The following is a 15648-nucleotide window of genomic DNA, read 5'->3' on the forward strand; positions in this document are numbered from 1 at the left end:
AGGAAAAGAAAAATGACAGACATCCAAGCCAGGCTGGTCTCCCTGCGCGAGCAGCTTGCTTATCATGGCTACCGGTATTACGTTCTGGATAACCCTGAGGTTCCGGACGCTGAGTATGATCGTTTAATGCAAGAATTACTGGCGTTGGAAGCTGCGCATCCTGAACTGATTACGACTGACTCACCCAGCCAGCGTGTTGGCGGTGAGCCTTTGGCGGCTTTTACCCAGATCAATCATGAATTGCCTATGCTGTCGCTGGATAATGCATTTTCTGACGAAGAATTGCAGAGCTTCGACCGCCGAATCCGAGAGCGTCTGGCAGCAACAGCTGCAGTGTCTTATTGCTGTGAACCCAAACTGGATGGCCTGGCCGTCAGCCTGATGTATGAAAACGGCGTACTGGTTCAGGCCGCTACGCGTGGCGATGGCACCACGGGCGAGAACATTACCGCCAATGTTAAAACCATTCGCGCCATTCCATTGAAATTACGCGGCAGCGACTGGCCGGTGCGACTAGAGGTGCGTGGTGAAGTCTTTATGCCGAAAAAAGGCTTTGAAGATCTGAACGCCCGGGCAGCAAAAAAAGGTGAGAAAGTGTTCGCGAATCCGCGTAATGCGGCTGCAGGCAGCCTGCGCCAGCTGGATCCGCGCATCACAGCGACCCGGCCTTTGAGCTTTTATGCCTATTCAGTTGGCGTTGTTGAAGGCACGGAGCTGGCAGGCAGCCAGTATGAGCGCTTATGTCAGTTAAAAGAGTGGGGGCTGCCAATGTGCCCTGAAACACGGTTGCTGCATAACCTGAGTGAAGTGATTGGCTTCTATCAGGGGATAGGTGAAAAGCGTCAGGCGCTGAGTTATGAGATAGACGGGGTTGTCATTAAGGTTGATGGTATCAGTCATCAGCAGCAACTGGGATTTGTTGCCAGAGCGCCAAGATGGGCCGTGGCGTATAAGTTCCCGGCACAGGAAGAGCTGACGCTGCTAAATAATGTTGAGTTCCAGGTAGGCCGGACCGGGGCAATTACGCCTGTGGCGAAATTGCAGCCTGTCATGGTTGGTGGAGTCACAGTGAGCAACGCTACGCTGCACAATGCCGATGAAATTGCCCGTCTGGGCGTCATGATTGGCGATACTGTGGTAATCCGCCGTGCTGGCGATGTCATTCCGCAAGTTGTCTCTGTGGTGCTCTCTCGCCGGCCTGATGATGCGCAGGCCATAGTGTTTCCGGAAACCTGTCCTGTTTGCCAGTCTGCACTTGAGCGGGTGGAAGGAGAGGCGGTGACACGCTGCTCTGGCGGTCTGATTTGTCAGGCTCAGCGTACAGAAGCCTTAAAGCATTTTGTATCACGCAAGGCGCTGGATGTGGATGGCTGCGGTACTAAGGTCATTGAGCAACTGGTCGACAAAGAAATGGTCGAAACGCCAGCCGATTTATTTAAGCTGTCTGCCGGGATACTGACAGGTCTTGAGCGCATGGGGCCAAAGTCAGCCCAGAAGCTGGTTGATGCATTCCAGAAGGCAAAACAGACCACCCTGCCTCGTTTTCTGTACTCACTGGGGATTCGGGAAGTGGGTGAAGCGACCGCTGCAAATCTGGCAAAACATTTCTTCACATTGGAAGCCGTAATGGCCGCCACGCCGGAGCAACTTGTTGAAGTGCCTGATGTCGGGGCAATAGTTGCTGCCCACACGCATAATTTTTTCCAGGAAGAGCATAATCGGGCTGTGATCTCTGACTTGTTAAACCAAGGGGTTTACTGGCCAGATATTGAAAAGCCGGCTGATGATGCGGAACTGCCTCTTGCCGGAAAGGTGGTGGTGCTGACCGGCACACTTTCCCAGCTCAGCCGTTCCGGTGCCAAAGAGGCATTAGAGGCGCTTGGTGCCAAGGTTACAGGCAGCGTTTCCAAGAAAACGGATTTGCTGGTTGCGGGAGAAGCGGCAGGTTCCAAGCTGACCAAAGCACAAGAGCTGGGCATTGAAATCTGGGATGAAGCGGAACTGCTGGCCAGACTCGGATCCTGATTGTTTATTTAAGCTGTGAAAATAGATGAAAGCCTGTCTGACTGAGACAGGCTTTTTATTTATTGGTTTGGTGAATAACTTTTTTCGAATCATGTTTTTTATGATCGGATGAAAAGCATTTTAATAGCGATATCAGAATAAATTAATGGAAATTTAACAAAAATGGCATAAGAAGTAAGATCTTACATTTATGTGAAACGATTGTTGCAACATGCATAAAACTACTATCAAGATCTCATTAATGAGATGGTTGTTTTTATAAGTAGTTGTTATTTATCGGTTATTGTTTGGGTTTATTGGTGTTATTGCAGTTTCATGACTAGGATCACTGTTACTGGATAAATTTGCGCTGAATCATATTTTTTTAACGACAAATTAACTTCTGATTGATGTTTTGCGCTGCGAAAGTAGTCTTAGCTGTGAACTTATAAAGTTCTCAACCAAACAAAAATATGGAAATGCAAACTCACTATAAGTTTGACTGACATATTGGGGAGAATCACCTGACGTCAACGGCGGCCAACCATTTTGACGCAGGTATACAGCTAGTTTTTTAGGAGTTTTCCATGGAAAATGTGTTCAAGCGTTCGGTATTAGGAATTGCGGTTGCAGCAGCTGCAACTATGGCTGCATCAGCACAAGCAGCACCAGCAACAGACTCTGTTGATCTTTACGGTCAGATTGCTGTCTCTGTATGGCAATTCGGCGAAGATAAAATCGGTGGTGGTGATGCACCGCTGAAAGTTGAAAACGAATCCCGTTTCGGCCTGCGTGGCTCAAAAGATCTGGCCCGCGGTCCAAATTTGATCTGGCAGCTGGAAGGCGGTGACGTCGGTGATAACGGTGGTAACTCCGGTCTGGGTGTGCGTGATACTTTCGTGGGTGTGAGCTTTGATGACGGCGGTAAAGTTCGTTTGGGCCGTATGCTGACGCCTCTGTATGAGATGATTGACTGGCCGTATTCAGGCCAGCGTGCCGGTGCTATTTTTGACTGGGGCGGCGATGTCGTTGGCGGTGCACGTTACGATCGTCAATCTAATATGGTGCGTTATGACTCAGGCAACTACAGCGGCTTTACCTTTAACGTAGCGGCTGGTCGTGGCGATGAAGGCAATAAAGACTCTAACTTCTACGGCGTTGGTGCACATTATTCAACGGGTATGTTTACTCTGCATGCTGGCTATGAAGCTGGTTTCGACCGTAAAGTAAGTGCATCTTCCGTATTCTATGATGCGTACTTAGCTCAGCAGCCAGGTAACAAACCAACTTATTCCGATGTAGAAGGTGACACACTCTCTGACACCAATGCTTATCTGCTTGGTTTCGAACTGAACCTGGGTGATTTTGGTCTGTACGGTGCGTTCAAAAACGAAAAAGCCGATTACGCAGATACAACCCTTACTGTTGATGGAACTGACATCAGTGTGACTGATTTGGATATCGACCAAAACAGCTATTCTGTTGGTGCAGTGTACAACGGTGTGGCGAACTGGCAGTTTAAAGCCAACTATGCCGCTAACCTGGAAGCTGATGCTAAAGGTAACTCAGTTTCAGGTACGGAAGATTACATCGTTTCTGCTCAGGCGCTGTACTTCCTGGATGACTCTGCGCTGACGTATGTTCGTCCATACATGATCTCGAAAGACGACTCAGACGCTGAGTTCGGTTGGGGATGGGGAGTAGAATACTACTTCTAATTGCTCAACTGCTACTGCCTTATTTCATTTTGGCCGGCCTTGAAGGCCGGTCCTTTTGCTTAGCTGGGTTGAGCAATCATTGTTTAGATAAGCCGTTTAAGACAGCAATGTTAAGGCAAGCAATGTCAGCGTTGGACTGGGATTTCAAAAGCACCTTTAAAGGTGCTTTTTTTATTGCTAACACAAAACCACCGCCAATGGCGGCGGTGATTGTTTTTTCGTTTCAGCGGATCAGGCTTATTTATCCATGTTGCTGATTGCCCAGCTCAGAAATGCTTTTCTGCTCTCAGGGCTGGCTTGTTCAAACCAGTATTTCAGCATGTTATCGACATCAGGATGATTGGGCACTTGCGCTGTATTGGTTGTACCTGGCTGCGATTGTGGCGCATTGTGTAACGAAGCAACACTTTGGGTTTGGTTGTACTCTTTGGTCAATGTGACGTAATTTGGTGAGATATCAAACCCAACGGACAGCGTATCCGACTTAACATTAATAGGTTTGCCGTTATCAAGTATGTCGAAGCTTGGCGATTTATCGTATTGCTGGCCTTGTGCCAGGGTATCAATACGTGGAACCTTAAGTTCCAGTTTGGTATCAGTGGCTTCAAAAAGTGCAACAATAGGGACTGAGTCGTATTTTGTCTTCAGACTGCCCGATTCCATGACAATTTTTCCAATGCGAAAAACGACCTGGTTTTGTCCGTCAGGCAATTCCAAAACAGGCTGATGATTAAAACCAAGTGAGGAATAACCAGCATCCTGGCCATTGACAACCAGAAGATGGACACCTTTCGGCAGTTCTACATTTACCTGCGCCATTGACGGAGAAGCTAAAGCCAACAGCGCAGATGACAGGAGTAACTTTTTCAGTTTCATTGGGCACATTCCTCAAGCGCTAAGGGAGTTTTTGAGTAGGGTTTGTAAAAATACAGTTTACTGAGGCTGTGAGCGGGGTAAAGCAGTAAAACTGGCAAACTTGTATAATCTGAAGCTGGTCACTCTCGCTACGCTCGATTGCATCAGGTTTTCATCTCTTGCCTGAATAGCAGGTTGAGGATTGGCGTGTCAGTGGTAGAATGCCGCTAATGCTCACTTATCGTTTGAATCATTTAGATTGAAGGTCTTTTCATGACGGTTAAAACTCGTTTTGCTCCAAGTCCAACAGGCTTCCTCCATGTCGGCGGTGCCCGTACGGCACTGTATTCCTGGCTATACGCTAAACACACTGGTGGCGAATTTGTACTTCGTATTGAAGATACTGATATCGAACGTTCCACCCAGGAAGCTATTGATGCGATCATGGAAGGTATGGAGTGGCTGGGCCTGAACTGGGATGAAGGTCCATATTATCAAACCAAGCGTTTTGACCGTTATAACCAGCTGGTTGATCAACTGCTGGCTGAAGATAAAGCGTATAAGTGCTATTGCTCAAAAGAGCTGTTGGATGAAATTCGTGAAGAGCAAATGGCTGCTGGTCTGAAGCCCCGTTACGATGCCAGTCACCCTCGTATTATTGCAGCCAATGCGGCGGCAACTGCAGACTCTCCGTTTGTGATTCGTTTCCGTAATCCGAAAGAAGGCAGCGTTGTTTTTGATGATCATATCCGTGGTCGTATCGAAATCAGCAACAGTGAAATGGATGATTTGATTATCCGTCGAACTGATGGCAGCCCGACGTATAACTTCTGCGTAGTGGTTGATGATTGGGATATGCAGATCACGCACGTGGTACGTGGCGAAGATCATATCAACAATACGCCTCGTCAGATCAACATCTACAAAGCCTTAGGTGCGCCAGTACCTGAGTTCGCACATTGTGCAATGATCCTGGGTGATGACGGTGCCAAATTGTCTAAGCGTCATGGTGCGGTAAGCGTGATGCAATACCGTGATGACGGTTATCTGCCTGAAGCGTTGCTAAACTATCTGGTTCGGCTGGGATGGTCACATGGCGATCAGGAAATTTTCTCTCAGGAAGAAATGATTGAGTTTTTCAGTCTGGACGACATCAGCAAGTCTGCATCTGCATTTAACACAGACAAACTTCGCTGGCTGAATAATCATTACATCAAAACCTGCGAGCCTGAATACGTGGCTAAGCATCTGCAATGGCACCTGGACCATCAGGCTATTGCTACCAGTAATGGCCCGGCTGTTACAGACGTGATTCAACTGCTGGCTGAGCGTTGCGATACCCTGGTTGAGCTTGCTGCTCAGTCTCGCTATTTCTATCAGGATTTCTCCGCATTTGATGAAGCCGCGGCGAAAAAGCACTTACGTCCGGTGGCTAAAGAGGCACTGGAACTGGCGAAAGCCAAAGCGCAAGCCTTGGATAGCTGGAATACTGAAGCATTACATCAACTGATTCAGCAAACCTGTGAGGAGCTGGAGCTGGGGATGGGCAAAGTCGGCATGCCGCTGCGTGTAGCGGTAACGGGTCAGGGACAATCACCATCGGTGGACGCTGTAATGCATTTGATCGGTAAAGAGCGTGTTGTTTCACGTATTCAAATGGCTCTCGACTATATCGCACAGCGCGAAGCGAATGCTTAATCACCACTGTCATTGAGTGGCTGAGTACAGATAAAGTTTTGAAGATGAAAAGCGGAGGCCAGTGCCTCCGCTTTTTCTTTGGGTGGAGCGCTATTTGTTTTGTCTTTCAAATGTATCTACGCAAACCCAAAAGTTTTGTGCGCCAGCACAGTATTGCATGGCATCTTGTGGGATTTGAGTTGGTGTTCCGGACAATGTATAAGCCAACGCATTAAAGCTTAACGCCATCAGTGCGGCTGTTACGAACATTGCGAACTTTTTCATAGCTCTCTCCTTTTGTGGCGGCACAAAGTGATAGGTGAAAAGAGAATGTTATGGACATATTCTCTGGTTTTCTTTTATCACTTGGTCTTTATCACTATTAGACTAGAACAAGATCATATTTTTCAATTATTAAAAAGAGTCAGAATCTTGTCATGCAAATAGAGTGGCCGAGCGGTGAATAATTTCACTTTGAGCACGAAAAAGCCGTGTCTTATCTCATCAGTGAGACAGAAGGAAGCAAAGAAGAGAGTAGAAGCGTGTAACGTTTGGGGAATGGCGCTCCCTGCAGGAGTCGAACCTGCGGCCTTCCCCTTAGGAGGGGGACGCTCTATCCTGCTGAGCTAAGGGAGCCTTTCTGAAAATGCAGAAAGGCCATTATACCCAAAAGTGATGAATTATTAAGTAATTAGTATCTGCGATCTGGTTGCTTGGTCAGTAAATCGCCAGGTTGGATACTGGCAGCTAAATCGCTTTGTTGCACACTGCCTTCCGCGGAAGTTTCATAGACGCGGTCGACAACCAGCGTCATGCTGGTTTCAACCATCCGGTTACGGGAAATACCGTACTGGTCGATGAACCCGGCGGTATGCCAGAGCTTTAATTCATCACCCTGTTTTACGCCATGGACTCTGCCGACATTGATCTGTACCTGATTGCCATGTGCATTAATGACTTCAGGCAGACTGGCCCGGCAGGCCAGAGACGATTCCATGTCCAGCATGATATTCCGGCTTAAACGTTGCAGCGCAGCACCATAAGGTGATACCCAGAAGCGGGCGCTTTGAGTATCTACCTGGCTGATGCGGGAAAACGGCCATTCTGCTACTTCCCGGTATTTCCGCTGGGACAGAATTTCCCCCGTTTTGCCGTTGATCACCATGGTTTCTACGGAAAACTGTCTGTTAATTTTGTCATCAGATAGCAGGCTTTGATCAAGCGTGGAGGTCAGATCCGTCACCTGTCCGCTGATAATATATTGTGCATCATAATCTTCCGCCAGCATCATCATAGCGTCGGGATTACCTGGCTGGAGAGGGATCTCACTGGTGCCTGTCACAACAAAGCTCTGCGATTGCTTACCAATCTGCCGCTTAAGTAACTGGGTAAAATCTTTGCCGATTTGGTAAATGCCCCCCAGCGCCGCTTGTTGAGGAACACTGAGCGAGAAATCACTGATCAGCAGGCCTTTCTTGTACTGGATGTTGTGGCAACTTTTTGCCGACGGGTAGATATCAACCCTGGCGGTGACATAGTAATTGCCGTCCTTGGTAAACGCCTTGCTGATCTGCACGTGGCGAACTTCGGTGCCATTGAACTGATAATCCTGCCTGTCTTCCTGAAAGTAAGGCTTCATTTGCGCAAAGCTGGAAAAATCAGCCCCTGAATAGTACATGGCGCGGTAGACAGCGTCTTCAATCGCATTGGTTCGGGCCGATGTTTTACTTTCCAGCAAGATAGCCTGGCCAGTCACTTCAAACCAGGCGGCCTGTAGTGGTAAAGCAGTGAGCATTCCCAGACCCCAAAGGGCTTTCCTGAGCGTCTTTTTCATAGGTTTTCCAATCTCGGGGGCGATTTCGGTACGATAATTGCTAAGTTTTGTGTGTCGTTCAGGTTGAATCACCATGGATTCATGCTGATTAGCCTATCAGCTTTTTGCTGTGCCAACATCCTGAGTCGCTAGCTGATGCATGCAAAGAGTGTTCCCAAAATTTCGAATTGGGAGCGAGGCAATGAAAAGTCGTAAAGTTTTCGAGATAGCGGACGATAAAAAGCCATTGTCTCGTTTCTTCCGGAGCAGGGTAGAATGAAAAAATTGACCATCTTGCTGTTGTCGCTGCTGACAGCATCATGTGCATACTCACCAATTTATAATGGTAAAGAGAGCTATACGGGCAGCAATTTTCTGCTGGCGGAAACGCCTCGCCATACCATGGACTTTTTTATTGAAGGTCTGACCAAGCAGTTGGTCGATTCGAATCAGTACCTGACAGCGAAAACACCGCTGGCCGTGACTTCATTTGTTGATATGCAGCAGATGAATGAAACAAACTGGCTGGGTAATGCCGTTTCTGAAGGCTTCATGTATCACATGCAGCAATTGGGATACACTGTGGTGGATTACAAGGCAACCGGTGCGATACGTGTGACAGCGGAAGGGGATTTTTCCCTGAGCCGTAACTGGAAGGAACTGGCTGCTGAACAACCGGTGGACTATGTACTGACCGGGACAATGCTGCGCCAGGGTGGCGGGGTGTTGATCAATGCACGTGTGATTGGTATGCGCTCCCGCGTCGTGATCGCCAGCGCCCAGGGATTCCTGCCGGAAGACCGGATCGGACGCGATTTGGATACACTCAATAAAATGCGTCTGGAAAACGGTGTTCTGATTCGCTCAGAAGCAACAAAATTTGAGAACAATTCAATTATTTTAAAACCTTAGGAGTCACTATGCGGTTTTGGTGGATGGCTGTTTTGCTGATTACCCTGTCTGGTTGCCAGCCGTTAACAGAATTTCGCGATATCAACTTGCTGACTGCGGTTGGCTACGCTTCAATCAGCGAGCAACGCGGTCAAACCCTTGAAGAAAAACGCATTCGTGCGATGCGGGCTTCGAAAGTGGATGCTTACCGTGAGCTGACCGAGCAGGTCTATGGCATGCGTATCAGTGCCAGGACGGGACTGACAGATCAGCAACTTGATTCAGAAGAGACCGATGGCGCGGTGGACGGCGTGATTCGCGGAGCAGAAGTGATCCGCAGCTACCCGGTAGGCGATAGTTATGTGACTGAAATGCAGCTCGATTTAAATAAAATGGAGCGAATGAAGCAGCAGGGTGAGGTCTATCATGTACCTGCGAATCAGGAAGTGATGTTCTAAATACGCTTTCGTCAGGCAAGGCGGCAACTTTATGCCAGTCAGGTTGCCGCCTTGTCTTTGTCTCTAACTCTTTGCTTCTTCTTTCGGCTTGTCTGCTGACTCATCTATCCGAAAAACGGGAAGTTGCCAGCTGAAACGAATCGCGGCAAGGCGCAGCAGAAACCCTGTCACCAGTGTGACCCCTATCGCAATGTTCTCCGACACACCAAAGTGAAGCTGGGCCATGTAGAGTCCGGCAGCAATAAATGCGACCGAAGCGTACAGCTCTTTGTGAAGCACTAATGGCGTGCGACGGCAGATCAGATCCCGAAGCAAACCACCAAATACACCCGTTACCACGGCGGCAACCAGACAGATGATCACAGGTTGCCCCATATTCATGGCAACCCGGCAGCCCAAGATGCTGAATACGATCAGACCTAATGCATCTAAAATAACGAATATTTTATGAAAGCGAACCACCAGAGGCGCAATCCAGGTGGTGGCTAACCCCGCCAGGCACGTGATAAGCAGATACTGCGGGTTGGCAATCCAGTTCAGGGGATAATGACCCAAGAGTATGTCCCGAACCGTCCCGCCGCCTATGGCTGTTGCACTGGCAACCAGCATCACACCAAACCAGTCCATGTGGCGCTTGCCGGCAGCCAGAGCGCCTGTCATCGCTTCTGCGGTGATCCCGACAATATATAAAATGGTTAATAGCATGAAAATCAGACTCTTAGTGAATAGGGATAAGGTATTGGGCGCAATGGTAAATGTGATTCAAGTCAATATCCAATGAAATTTTTGAGTGGTTTCATTAGCTGACATAATTCTGACACCCGAATGCCAAACAGATAGCCTTGCAAGCCATTCTGGCTGAGAGTGTCTACGAGATGGGAGTGAACAGTTTGAATGCTACCAGTTCGGCCTTGATTTATAACGTTTTTGCACAGAGACAGACATAGAGCACATCAGTGTCAAATAACTGACGGGTAATGGGCGGGGGATTCAGGCTTTCAGGTTCGTGCCTAAGGAACGCAGATTCTGTGCAACACCTTCTTTGTTGTATGTCTGGTGATGACCCAGGCTCTGCTGGAACAGATTGTTAAGTTTGTGGAAACTGAGCTGCGCACGCTGCAAAGCGGCACCGTTAATCTCGTTCTGGCTTCGGCATTCGTCAACCAGCGCCTGGATGGCTTCCACTTGACGGGTAAGCTCAGGATTTTCTTTCAACTGACTGCTTTGCGAATGTCGGGCGATTTGCTGATCCTGAAGCTGGATTTTATCGACCAGTGATTTTTTGTCACTGGCATGCCGGGTAATGTCGCCAGCCTCACGGTTCACAATTGACGCCCTTTCCTGCTCTAGCAGGCGTAACAGAGCCTCAAGCGTGGCATGTTGCTGGGCAAGTAATTGTTCTATGGTTGGCGACATGTTTCTGCACTCCGGCGCTGAATCTGCAAGCTATGGATAATATCAGAGCCCGCGTAATTCGTCCTCAAATCGCAGCATATTGCTGGCCAGTCGATCCGCATCAACCTGGTAGGAACCATTGCTGATGGCATTTTTAATCGACTCGACCTTGTTGCGATCAAAGCTCGGTTCAGCAGCCAGTTGCTGATGAATTTGCCCGACCGCACGTGCCTGCGAGCTCAGTGAGACCGCATCCCGAGGCGTGTGACCAGACTCTTCTCTGGCCTCGGTCCTGCCTTGTGTGTTGTTCGTACTGCTACTGTTGCGCAGGTTGCTTAACAGCTGACCACTACGCAGGGAATCAATACTTGCCATAATCGTGTTGCCTTTAACAGATATTCATCGTTGATGCCCTGCTATCGGCAAGGCTATGACTAACTTTAGCATTTTTTTCGTTCAGTACTTCACTGTGACTTCACCAACTGCGGTAATGGTCGCATTGATAATGCGGCGTGACTTATTGTTCTGCACCCGTATGTCTTCACCCAGAGAGCCATCGGACAGCGCGGTCCCCTTAGTTACTATGTTCAGGCCACTCTGGCCTGCTCTGATCAGCACGGAATCGTTACGGCATACCAGGCAGATATCATTACCCAGTACGGCCTCACCCATGTTGATATTACGTTTTACTGTCGAGCCGATGATTTGCTCAGGGTATTCGAACACTATGCCTCTCTGATAACGACTCTCAACCTGACGTACCTGCAAGTCTGAGTCGGCAATGACTGCGCCGCGGGCCAGTGGTCTTGCGGCAACGACTCTGGGCAGCAAGAGGGAAACCTGCACCGGTACGTAAACCTGCCAATTTGTTGAAGGGCAGCTGACCAGAACGGTGACATTGCCGGTCAGAGACTGCTTACCCGGCACAGACGTATCAAGTGCGTCTTGGCAATCACCAATGCGTAACCGGTTATCCAGCTCGGAGGCTGTAATGTCCAATTCTCCGCGCTCTGGTTTGTCCACCAGGCTTCTGATGTGATCCGCTGCTGCCTCGCGCACATTACTGAGCATATTATCGCTAGCAGCAATTGCATTCATGCTTAAGAAACCGCACAGTATGCCGATAAAGATTAAACAGAGTGTAAATTGTGTTCTTCCTGTCACGCTTTTCGCTCTTTTTATGTCGCTTTCTGGGGCTACAATTGCCCCATGATAGGGGATTTTGACTCGGATTACCCGTTGATCCTTCAAGATTGTCTATTTTTACAACAATTCATTTCGACAACTTTGGAGTCACGTTATATGTCGGGGATATTGGATTCTGTGAACCAGCGCACTCAGCTTGTGGGACAAAACCGTCTCGAGTTGCTGACCTTCAAGCTGAACCGCCGCCAGCGCTACGGCATTAATGTCTTCAAGGTCAAAGAGGTACTGCAGTGCCCTAAGCTCACAGCCATGCCGAATCTTCATCCGCTGGTGAAAGGGATAGCCCATATTCGTGGTCAGACCATTTCTGTGATTGACATGAGCCTGGCAACTGGCGGACGTCCGATTGAGAGCACAGAAAATTGTTTTGTGATCATCTCCGAGTTTAATCGCTCTGTGCAGGGTTTTTTGGTGTCTGCTGTTGAGCGAATCATTAATATGAACTGGGAAGACATTCTTCCGCCTCCTAAAGGTGCAGGCAGTGGTAACTACCTGACCGCGGTGACAGAAATTGATGGTGAATTGGTCGAAATTCTGGATGTGGAAAAAATCCTGGATGAAATTTCGCCAAGGCACACGGAAGTGTCACAGACATTGCGGGATGAGATGATTCGTGACAATCCGGTCACTCGCCGCGTACTGGTGGCTGATGACTCCAGTGTGGCGCGTAAACAGGTGCAAAGGGCAATTGAATCAATCGGTTGCGAGTGCATTCTGGTGAAGGATGGTAAAGAAGCCCTCAACAAGCTCCGTGAAATGGCAACAGAAGATAGTATCTATAATCAGCTTGATTTAGTGATTTCTGATATCGAAATGCCTGAAATGGACGGTTATACCCTGACGGCGGCCATCAGAAATGATGCCAAACTAAAAGATTTACATGTTATCCTGCACACCTCGTTGAGTGGGGTATTTAATCAGGCCATGGTAGACAGAGTCGGTGCTAATGCGTTTATTCCCAAGTTTAATCCTGATGAACTTGGCGCAGCAGTTAAAGCGGCCATGCCTGAATAAACTAACGTTAGAGTAGTAGATGACAGCCATAACAATTAAAGACCAGGAATATCGAGATTTTTGCCGTTTCTTGGAAGGTCAATGCGGTATCATTCTTGGCGACAGCAAGCAGTATCTGGTTCGGAGTCGCCTGAGTCCTTTGGTCAACCGCTTTGGTCTGGCGTCGCTCTCTGAATTGTTGCAGATTGTGATCAGTGGCCGTAACCGTGAATTACGGGTCGCGGCAGTTGATGCCATGACAACGAATGAGACACTGTGGTTCAGGGATACCTATCCGTATACTGTACTGGCCGACAAGATCCTGCCGGAACTGGCCACGAATAAGCGGCCGATACGCATCTGGTCTTCCGCAAGCTCTTCAGGCCAGGAGCCATACTCCATTGCCATGACAGTACTGGAAACACAGCAGCGCCGCCCTGGTATGTTGCCACTGGGCATTCAGGTGACTGCCACAGATATTTCGCAAACCATGCTGGATATGTGCCGGACGGGTGTGTATGACGCTCTGGCGTTAGGCCGTGGCCTGTCCCCGGAGCGCCGGCAAGCGTTTTTCGAACCGATTGGCGACGGGCGGATGCGAATTGGCAGCAAGGTAAAGCAGATGGTAAATTTTCGTCCGCAAAACCTGAAAGACAGCTACGCGTTGCTCGGTAAGTTTGATGTGATTTTCTGCCGCAATGTCCTGATTTATTTTGCGCCAGAGATGAAAGCGAAAGTGCTCAATCAAATGGCGGCCAGCCTGAACCCAGGCGGTTACCTGCTGCTGGGCGCATCTGAGTCTCTGACCGGACTGACTGACAGGTTTGAGATGATCCGCTGTAACCCGGGTATTATCTACAAGCTGAAGTGATGCCGTCGTAGTCGAGCCGACGCATTAGAACTGATGCATGAGAACAGAAGTATTAGAACAGAGGGGTCCGTAATGGACCCTTTTTTGCATCCCTGCATTTGTGCTTTGCCCCCGCAAGACTGCCGGCATCGCCTCCTTTCGTTCCGCTATCACACCATTTTCAATATTGGCACGCCCTTTGCAGATAAATCAGTAAGTGATTCAGGAGGCAGACGATGGCCATTTCTTTTGATAAAGCATTAGGTGTGCACCAATACACAGTTGGTGTCAGGGGTAAAAGGGCTGAAACCCTTGCCAGTAACATCGCTAACGCCAATACACCCGGTTATAAAGCAAAAGACATGGACTTTCAGCGCGCGCTGAATGCGGCAACATCAGAGGCAAAAGTTGGCCTCAGCCGTACCAATGAGCGGCATATTGCTGCCTCCACCAAAGTCATGGGTGAACAGAAGTACCGTGTGCCCGATCAGCCGGATACCGGTGATGGCAACACGGTCGATGCTCAGTTGGAGCAAAATCTGTTTATGCAAAACGCGCTGGAGTATCAGGCATCGCTGGATTTTCTGGGCTCGAAATTCAGTAATCTGAGCAAGGCATTAAAAGGGGATTAATAAATGAGTTTGTTTAACGTTTTTAATGTCACCGGTTCGGCAATGAGTGCAGAATCCGTACGTCTGAACACCACGGCCAGTAACATGGCGAATGCCAACACCGTCAGCAGCTCTGCGGCACAAACGTACAAGGCGCGTCACCCTGTGTTCGAGGCGGCGCTGCAAAGTGCCAGCTACCAGCGTGAAGAAAGTGTTCCTGTAAGGGTGAAAGCCATTGTCGAAAGCCAGAAGCCTTTGACGGCGGAATATAACCCGGCACACCCTTTGGCCAATGCCGAAGGCTATATCTATAAACCGAACGTTAACGTGATGGAAGAGATGGCGAACATGATCTCGGCTTCACGTTCCTATCAAAGCAATGTTCAGGTCGCAGATGCCAGTAAGCAGATGCTGATGCGAACACTGCAGATGGGCAAATAAGGGTAGGGAGTAACTGACATGACCGGTATTAAAGGCACAGGTCAAAGCCCTTTGTCCTATATTGACCAGCTTAAGAGCATGCAGGAGAAAAAACTGCAGTCTGAGCAGAAAGTAACTGGACAACAAGAGCTTAAGCAGGAAGATTTTCTGTCATTGCTGACCAAGCAGATGTCGCAGCAGGATCCGTTCAAACCTGTTGGTAATGATCAGATGATTGCGCAGATGGCGTCGTTTGCCACAGTTGACGGCATCAGCAAGATGAACGAACAGTTTGGTGGCCTGAATGCTGCCATGACATCCAATCAGGCCCTGCAGGCATCTTCTCTGGTCGGCCGCGATGTGCTTGTTCCGAATCCAACCGGCTCGAAATCTGCCGAAGGTGGTGTCGCGGGAATGGTTAAGTTGCCGCAATCGCTTAATAACCTGATTGTTCGGGTTGAAAATGCAACAGGCGAGCTGGTACGCAGCTTTGATTTAGGCTCTAAGCCTGCCGGTGATCATCGCGTGGCATGGGACGGTAAAGATGACCGCGGCAATATGTTGCCTGCCGGTAAGTATCAGCTGAAAGTCAGCGGACTGGCCGACGGCAAGAACTCAGAATTTGACGTTTCGACTTACGCCAACGTGAACAGCGTGCTGCTGGGCAATGGTGACGGTAATGTCATGCTGAATCTGGCTGGATTTGAGTCCCCGATTAAGCTGGCTGAAGTGCTGGAAGTCGGCAAGGCATAACGCC

The 15648-nt window shown here is 48.9% G+C and carries 17 protein-coding genes and 1 tRNA gene; 10 read left to right on the forward strand and 8 right to left on the reverse strand.

From position 1 onward, the window contains the following. Positions 1-12: 12 nt before the first annotated feature. Together ligA and L6J37_RS08655 are read left to right on the forward strand one after the other, a co-directional pair. Positions 13-2025 carry an NAD-dependent DNA ligase LigA gene (ligA, locus tag L6J37_RS08650; protein ID WP_237794789.1) on the forward strand — a complete coding sequence of 671 codons (2013 nt, stop codon included), beginning with the start codon at positions 13-15 and terminating at the stop codon, positions 2023-2025. A gap of 566 nt (positions 2026-2591) precedes the next feature. Then, positions 2592-3722: a porin gene (locus L6J37_RS08655; RefSeq protein ID WP_192014674.1), complete on the forward strand. Its 1131-nt coding sequence runs from the start codon at positions 2592-2594 to the stop codon at positions 3720-3722. 237 nt (positions 3723-3959) lie between these two features. Here L6J37_RS08655 and L6J37_RS08660 read toward each other — a convergent pair whose 3' ends face one another. Beyond that, positions 3960-4598 carry a YccT family protein gene (locus L6J37_RS08660; RefSeq protein WP_237794790.1) on the reverse strand — a complete coding sequence of 213 codons (639 nt, stop codon included), beginning with the start codon at positions 4596-4598 and terminating at the stop codon, positions 3960-3962. Between the two features lie 252 nt (positions 4599-4850). Here L6J37_RS08660 and gltX point away from each other — a divergent pair, with 252 nt between their 5' ends. Then, on the forward strand, positions 4851-6275 hold the full coding sequence (gene gltX / locus L6J37_RS08665) for a glutamate--tRNA ligase (RefSeq protein ID WP_218383779.1): 1425 nt from the start codon (positions 4851-4853) through the stop codon (positions 6273-6275). Between the two features lie 90 nt (positions 6276-6365). On the opposite strand, the gene L6J37_RS08670 is transcribed toward gltX, so the two are convergent. From L6J37_RS08670 to L6J37_RS08680, 3 genes are all read right to left on the reverse strand, one after another. Then, positions 6366-6539: a hypothetical protein gene (locus L6J37_RS08670; protein ID WP_162940893.1), complete on the reverse strand. Its 174-nt coding sequence runs from the start codon at positions 6537-6539 to the stop codon at positions 6366-6368. Positions 6540-6813: 274 nt separating this feature from the next. Further along, positions 6814-6890: transfer RNA gene (locus L6J37_RS08675), tRNA-Arg, on the reverse strand. Positions 6891-6945: 55 nt separating this feature from the next. Further along, on the reverse strand, positions 6946-8088 hold the full coding sequence (locus tag L6J37_RS08680) for a flagella assembly protein FlgT (RefSeq protein WP_192014677.1): 1143 nt from the start codon (positions 8086-8088) through the stop codon (positions 6946-6948). A 255-nt stretch (positions 8089-8343) separates the two neighbouring features. Between L6J37_RS08680 and L6J37_RS08685 the strand changes: the two genes are divergently transcribed. Together L6J37_RS08685 and L6J37_RS08690 are read left to right on the forward strand one after the other, a co-directional pair. Further along, on the forward strand, positions 8344-8979 hold the full coding sequence (locus L6J37_RS08685; RefSeq protein WP_192014678.1) for a FlgO family outer membrane protein: 636 nt from the start codon (positions 8344-8346) through the stop codon (positions 8977-8979). Between the two features lie 8 nt (positions 8980-8987). After that, positions 8988-9416, forward strand: coding sequence for an LPP20 family lipoprotein (locus L6J37_RS08690; RefSeq protein WP_120510248.1), 429 nt, complete (start codon positions 8988-8990; stop codon positions 9414-9416). Between the two features lie 63 nt (positions 9417-9479). Here L6J37_RS08690 and L6J37_RS08695 read toward each other — a convergent pair whose 3' ends face one another. The 4 genes from L6J37_RS08695 to flgA all read right to left on the reverse strand — a co-directional run bounded on the left by L6J37_RS08695 (position 9480) and on the right by flgA (position 11975). Beyond that, positions 9480-10121 carry a trimeric intracellular cation channel family protein gene (locus tag L6J37_RS08695; RefSeq protein ID WP_192014680.1) on the reverse strand — a complete coding sequence of 214 codons (642 nt, stop codon included), beginning with the start codon at positions 10119-10121 and terminating at the stop codon, positions 9480-9482. A 285-nt stretch (positions 10122-10406) separates the two neighbouring features. Continuing rightward, a complete protein-coding gene (locus L6J37_RS08700; RefSeq protein ID WP_192014681.1) occupies positions 10407-10832 on the reverse strand; it encodes a flagella synthesis protein FlgN in 426 nt (141 codons plus the stop codon). A 42-nt stretch (positions 10833-10874) separates the two neighbouring features. Next, positions 10875-11186 (reverse strand): flagellar biosynthesis anti-sigma factor FlgM, encoded by a 312-nt coding sequence (gene flgM, locus L6J37_RS08705; RefSeq protein ID WP_120510251.1) that lies wholly within the window; start codon positions 11184-11186, stop codon positions 10875-10877. A gap of 81 nt (positions 11187-11267) precedes the next feature. After that, entirely contained in the window at positions 11268-11975 is a 708-nt protein-coding gene (flgA, locus tag L6J37_RS08710) for a flagellar basal body P-ring formation chaperone FlgA (protein ID WP_192014682.1), read from the reverse strand. Between the two features lie 138 nt (positions 11976-12113). Here flgA and L6J37_RS08715 point away from each other — a divergent pair, with 138 nt between their 5' ends. The 5 genes from L6J37_RS08715 to L6J37_RS08735 all read left to right on the forward strand — a co-directional run bounded on the left by L6J37_RS08715 (position 12114) and on the right by L6J37_RS08735 (position 15644). Then, positions 12114-13031: a chemotaxis protein CheV gene (locus L6J37_RS08715; RefSeq protein WP_192014683.1), complete on the forward strand. Its 918-nt coding sequence runs from the start codon at positions 12114-12116 to the stop codon at positions 13029-13031. Positions 13032-13050: 19 nt separating this feature from the next. Beyond that, positions 13051-13881 carry a CheR family methyltransferase gene (locus tag L6J37_RS08720; protein ID WP_192014684.1) on the forward strand — a complete coding sequence of 277 codons (831 nt, stop codon included), beginning with the start codon at positions 13051-13053 and terminating at the stop codon, positions 13879-13881. 215 nt (positions 13882-14096) lie between these two features. Continuing rightward, on the forward strand, positions 14097-14492 hold the full coding sequence (gene flgB / locus L6J37_RS08725; protein ID WP_192014685.1) for a flagellar basal body rod protein FlgB: 396 nt from the start codon (positions 14097-14099) through the stop codon (positions 14490-14492). Between the two features lie 3 nt (positions 14493-14495). Further along, the gene (gene flgC / locus L6J37_RS08730; protein WP_027253915.1) at positions 14496-14912 is read left to right on the forward strand and encodes a flagellar basal body rod protein FlgC; all 417 of its coding nucleotides are present in this window, start codon (positions 14496-14498) and stop codon (positions 14910-14912) included. A gap of 18 nt (positions 14913-14930) precedes the next feature. Beyond that, positions 14931-15644, forward strand: coding sequence for a flagellar hook assembly protein FlgD (locus tag L6J37_RS08735; protein ID WP_192014686.1), 714 nt, complete (start codon positions 14931-14933; stop codon positions 15642-15644). Positions 15645-15648: the final 4 nt, after the last annotated feature.

Source organism: Photobacterium sp. WH77 (genome assembly GCF_022014395.1).
Taxonomy (GTDB): Bacteria; Pseudomonadota; Gammaproteobacteria; order Enterobacterales; family Vibrionaceae; genus Photobacterium; species Photobacterium arenosum.